Consider the following 5,465-nt stretch of genomic DNA (forward strand, 5'->3'; position numbering starts at 1 on the left):
GAGCAATAATGCCCGAACTAACGCTGCGATCGAAATAGTAGCGAGCGAGTAGATATCCTAAGTAGCCAAAAATTACCCCACTAGCACCGATATGGACGCTGTTACTAGCGCCAAATAACCAAGTACCCACACCACCCAAAACCATACAAATGACTGACACGCTGACAAAGTTAGCGATACTTTGCGACATAATCAGCCAACCGAGAATGATAAATGGCACGGTATTGGCGCTCAGATGCGCGAAATTACCATGCAGGAAAGGTGAAAACAAAATCCCTCGTAATCCGATCGCCTGACGAGGGATAATGCCCAGAAGGTCGAGTCCCTGTCTAAACACGAATGTATCGAGTATTTCCAGTCCCCACATCAAACCCACGAGCGTCCCGAGCATCAAGATCTGAGTTCTAATTTCGACGACTACTGCTTTCATCGCTGTACTTATGTCCTAGGTGAAATTAATACTAACTACTACTTTAAGTTTAACAATTCCCGAATAGATTTTGGAATTAGTGAATGGTGGATAGTGACCAGAGCCTAAAACCTAAAGCCTAAAGCCTAAAACCTAATTCAAAGCCTAATTCACAGCTCTCGCATCATCGAGATCGATCGAGGCTGATAACCCAATTGCTGATATAAATCGATCGCGGGTTGATTGGTCGTAAATACCTGCAACCCAATTTGAGTATAACCTTGCGCTTTAGTCCAGGTTTCTAAATGTTCTAGCAATGCGCGACCGATTCCTTGCCGACGATACAGCGGCTCGACGTACACTAAAAAAATATTTGGATGGCGAATTCCAGTCACTTGATCGACGGCGATACCTACCCACAGACAGGCGATCTTCGAGTTGCGCTCTCGATCGGTTGTCGTGACAAACCATAATGGAGTCTGGGCGCTCAAGTAGCGATCGACTGTAGATTGGAGATGCTGATAATCTTGCTGTTGGGGATAAAGTTCTTGGTAGGTAATCTGGAGAAATTTCAGCAGGGTCGTCAGATCGAGTGTATTACCCGTAACTAATTGATATTGTGTCGAGTTGGGGAAAAGATAAGTAGTCACATGCAGGAGATTAAATCGGTCATCTCGCTTCCAAGAGCGGTAGCGATACCGCGTAGCGTAGCGCACCGACAACACAGGTGTAAACGATCGTCGCCGATCTTAACGTGCAGTGACTACTAAGAGTTAAGTTTCAGCCGATCGCCACGATAAGGACTGATGTAGTTTGGTATTGTAGAAAATCGTTAGATTTAGGAGCTAGTCATGATTTCTACTTCAGCCACTACGTTTGAGTTAGCCCAAATCGGCTCCGAAATTCCAAGTATCTGCGGACGAGAAGCGGAGATAAATGCTGCTGTCAACCATACCGAATTAGTCTTTCTCCCGACTAGCAATCTACATTTAGCCGAGATGACTGCGGGATTTGCGTGCGCGCTACATATGCACCAACCCACGATTCCGGCTGGCTCCCAGGGTGAACTTATCGGACATCTGCAATATATGTTCGAGCATCAAGGTGAAGGTGACAATCACAATGCGGGTGTGTTTGCCTGGTGCTATGCGCGGATGGGTGAATTTATCCCCGATCTCGTCGCACAAGGTTGCAACCCCCGCATCATGTTGGACTATTCGGGAAACTTGCTGTGGGGATTGCAGCAGATGGGGCGAAATGACGTGCTAGACCACCTGAAAAAGATTACCTGCGACGGACTGTATCAGCCGCATGTCGAGTGGCTGGGGACGATGTGGAGCCATGCAGTGGTACCTTCGACCCCCACTCCCGATATCAAACTCCAGATCCAAGCATGGCAACATCATTTCGCGTCCATCTTCGGGATCGAGGCACTCCAGCGCGTCAAAGGTTTCTCGCCCCCAGAGATGCACCTCCCCAATCATCCCGATGTCCTGTATGCCTATATCAAAGCTCTCAAAGAATGCGGTTATCGTTGGTTAATGGTGCAGGAACATTCTGTCGAACAGCTCGATGGTGCGAGTCTATCTCAAGATAATAAATACTTACCCAATCGCTTAGTCGCTCGCAATTCTCAAGGCGAAACAATTAGCATTACCGCCTTAATTAAAACCCAAGGTTCGGATACCAAATTAGTCGCTCAAATGCAGCCTTATTATGAAGCAAAAAGTCGCGGCAAACAGCAACTAGCAGGGAAATCGATTCCTTGTCTAGTCACCCAAATTGCCGATGGTGAAAATGGTGGCGTGATGATGAATGAATTCCCCCGCGATTTTCCCCGTCCGTGGCAAGAAATGAAGGGTCAAACTAATGGTGTTGTCGGCTGCAACGGTACGGAATATTTAGAACTACTCGCAAGTATCGGCATCACTGAAGCAGATTATCCAGTCTGTCAGGGCGTGCAGCAGCACAAAATTTGGCAATTAGTTACTCCAGCGCAAACCGATACAAAATCGGTCGAAAATGCGATCGTGGCACTGAAGGCAACCGACCATCAATTTCATATGGATGGTGCATCTTGGACTGATAATCTCAGTTGGGTACAAGGATATGAAAATGTCCTCGAACCGATGTATCAACTTAGTGCGCTCTTTCACCAAAAGTTTGATGCACTAGTAGCCGCCGACCCGACAGTGACGACTCGATCGGATTATCAAGCAGCTTTACTCTACAATTTGTTGGTGCAAACTAGTTGTTTTCGCTACTGGGGACAAGGCACATGGACTGAGTACGCCCGAGAATTATATCGGCGGGGATTAGAGTTAGTAAGCAGCTAATTTATTCCACTTAACCGATCGAATTTTAGTAAATATACATCCGTATTTATGCGCCGCGATACGATTTTTTATCGGTTATTTCAGCAATTACCAACTTTATTGTTCGAGCTGCTTCCTAACCCACCTGAAAATGCTGCTGAATATGTCTTTGATGCGATAGAGGTAAAGGAAACAGCATTTAGGATGGATGGGGTGTTTATCCCGCCCACTCCATCTGGAATTCTCTATTTCTGTGAAGCGCAATTTCAACTCGACGAGTTGCTCTATGAGCGGATGCTTGCTGAAATTAGTATCTATGTCTACCGTCATCGCGATCTATTTTTGGATTGGCAAGCAGTAGTAATCTATCCATCTGGGCGCGTCGAACAATCTCGAAGAGAGATCGTGCGAGAGCTGCTGGCGAGTGGGCGGATTACTAGAGTTTACTTGGATGAGTTGGGAGACACAGAAGAGTTATCGATCGAATTGGGTTTGATGGTGTTGACGACGCTGGAGGGAGATAAGGCGAAAGCTGAAGCGAGAAGGCTAATCGGACAGGCACAGGGTAGCAGAGATATAATTAACTTAGTATCCACGATTGTCTTGTATAAGTTCGATAATCTGAGTAGAGATGAGGTAGATCTGATGTTAGGAATTGAGTTACAACAGACAAGAGTATATCGGGATGCGAAGGCTGAGGGTGCAGTTGATGGCGAAAGATCGCTTGTGCTGAAGCTTTTGAGTCGTAAGCTAGGAACTATTAGTCCTGAAATTCAGGCACAAGTAAATAGTCTGACACTCGATCGAGTCGAATCTCTCGCTGAGGATTTGTTGGACTTTACCCAGATGGCAGATTTGATTAACTGGCTAGATCTCGATTCTCTTTCAGAGAGGCTATGCCAACGAACATCAGCTTAAAGGAAGATAGTCAATGTTTCTAATATTACTGGCAATCTCTCTAAAATAAAGTCTTCGGTCGGACTCGATTTGCTTCATCTACTAACACGATCTTCTCTTCGCCAGTGCTCAAGTGTGCCAGCGATCGCAAGACTTTTTCTAACCCTTGGCGGAGCTTAATTTCCTCTAAAGGTTGACCTAAAATCATCAGATTATTCTGAGCGGTAATTGCTTTTGATGTGAGTAAATCTAGAGCGGTTTCTAATACTTGCCGATCGAGTCGATGCTTTTCAATTCCTTCCAAAGTTAGGGCTTCGATTGTGGCATTTGCCGATTTGAGTTCGGCGATCGTTGGTTGGGGATGTTGGGGAATATTCGTAGCGACGGGTAATTGTCGATCGACTAAAATGCGCGTAATTTCAACTTTGGCTCTAGTGTAGAGAGTGGATGTGGGTGGGACTTGTTGGAGAGCTGTAACGGCGGCGTTGCGATCGCCCTGCATCAGGCGACAACGGGCTAAACCGAAGGCAGCAGTGGGATAATTGAGATCCGTCCGCTCGACTAGTTCGTACATCTGGGCGGCGAGTTTGTAGTTTTGTCCTTGCTCGGCGGCGAGCGCAAATGCGAGTTTTGGCGCGAGTTCGCCTGGTAGATCGAAATAGACGCGATCGAAGGCTGCTTGGGCTTCTTGGGGGCGGTTTTGAGCGAGGAGACATTTACCGCGATACCAGTCTACCCGCCAATCCCAGGCATCTTGCTGGGCTACTCGATCGAGGAACATTTCGGCTTCGGTATAGTCATGAGTAGCGATTGCCACCGGAGTGGTGCTACTTTGTGGCGAACGGACAGCCATGCAGCCGCGATCGATGAAATTATTTGCCAGTCGGAGCTTAGCTTCGATCGAGGTGGGTAGTTGCTTGACAACTTGCCGCAATTGGTCGAGCCGCCGATCGAGATCTGTCATCATGCTGGCATTCAGAATGGCATTGAAGCCGGGGTCTTTGGCATCGATGAGCAAATTGGGCAAATGCAAGTAACTAGGCTCGATCGGGTTAAAATCGCCTCCTGATGTTGTCGCCAATCGATCGCCGTCGAACAGTAGACTAGTCGCAGGACGCGGCATATTAGTCTCGACAGCCACAACTTCGCGCAATACGCCTAAAAGTTGCTCCGCCATCTCTTCGGCACTCTGGAAGCGATCGTCGGCGGCTGGTGCGGTGGCTTTGAGCAAGAAGCGATACAGGGATTCTTGCTGGGCAAACACAGTATCCGACTCGGCACTGGGGAGAGTGTATTGATGCTCGGTGCTAAACCCAGAGATATTCGTAACTAATACGGCTAAAGTACGCCCGATCGTAAATAAATCCGAGACAATTGTCGGCCCTTCACCAGCTTCAGGAGCAGCATACCCGATCGTCCCATAAATATCGCCGTCGGGGTCATCTATTTTACGCGCACCACCCAAATCGATCAGCTTAATATCATCCCCTTCGAGCATGACGTTATCCGGCTTGAAGTCGCAGTACACCAAACCGAGCTGGTGGAGATAGGCAAATGCCCCCAACACCCGATGAATATACGCAATGGCTTCCGATACGGGTAGTGTCCCTCGCGCTTTGCGAATTTCCTTAAGCGTTTTGCCACCGACGTACTCCATCACGATATAGCCTTCCGCATCGTGGGTGACGAAGTTGTAAATCCCCACGATATTCGGATGTTTGACTGCTGCCAAAAATTGCCGTTCGGCTAAGGCTACCGCCGCACTCGCGGCATCTTCACTATTTAGCAAGCCTTTGAGGACGACATATCGGGATAACAAATTGTCGAATCCCAGATAAATCCAG

At 47.7% G+C, this 5,465-nt stretch carries 5 protein-coding genes; 2 read left to right on the top strand and 3 right to left on the bottom strand.

What is annotated here, in order from left to right; genetic code table 11:
* Positions 1-430, bottom strand: a 430-nt coding sequence (locus RMO35_RS22235; protein ID WP_309744409.1) for a rhomboid family intramembrane serine protease, incomplete at its 3' end; no start/stop codon positions are given.
* Between the two features lie 149 nt (positions 431-579).
* Positions 580-1,059 carry a GNAT family N-acetyltransferase gene (locus RMO35_RS22240; RefSeq protein ID WP_309744411.1) on the bottom strand — a complete coding sequence of 160 codons (480 nt, stop codon included), beginning with the start codon at positions 1,057-1,059 and terminating at the stop codon, positions 580-582.
* 201 nt (positions 1,060-1,260) lie between these two features.
* Between RMO35_RS22240 and RMO35_RS22245 the strand changes: the two genes are divergently transcribed.
* The gene (locus RMO35_RS22245) at positions 1,261-2,745 is read left to right on the top strand and encodes a glycosyl hydrolase family 57 (protein WP_309744413.1); all 1,485 of its coding nucleotides are present in this window, start codon (positions 1,261-1,263) and stop codon (positions 2,743-2,745) included.
* A gap of 48 nt (positions 2,746-2,793) precedes the next feature.
* Positions 2,794-3,642, top strand: coding sequence for an Rpn family recombination-promoting nuclease/putative transposase (locus RMO35_RS22250; protein WP_309744415.1), 849 nt, complete (start codon positions 2,794-2,796; stop codon positions 3,640-3,642).
* A gap of 40 nt (positions 3,643-3,682) precedes the next feature.
* On the opposite strand, the gene RMO35_RS22255 is transcribed toward RMO35_RS22250, so the two are convergent.
* The coding region (locus RMO35_RS22255; RefSeq protein WP_309744417.1) for a tetratricopeptide repeat protein at positions 3,683-5,465 on the bottom strand (1,783 nt) is incomplete at its 5' end.

It is taken from the genome of Chamaesiphon sp. OTE_20_metabat_361, assembly GCF_031364565.1.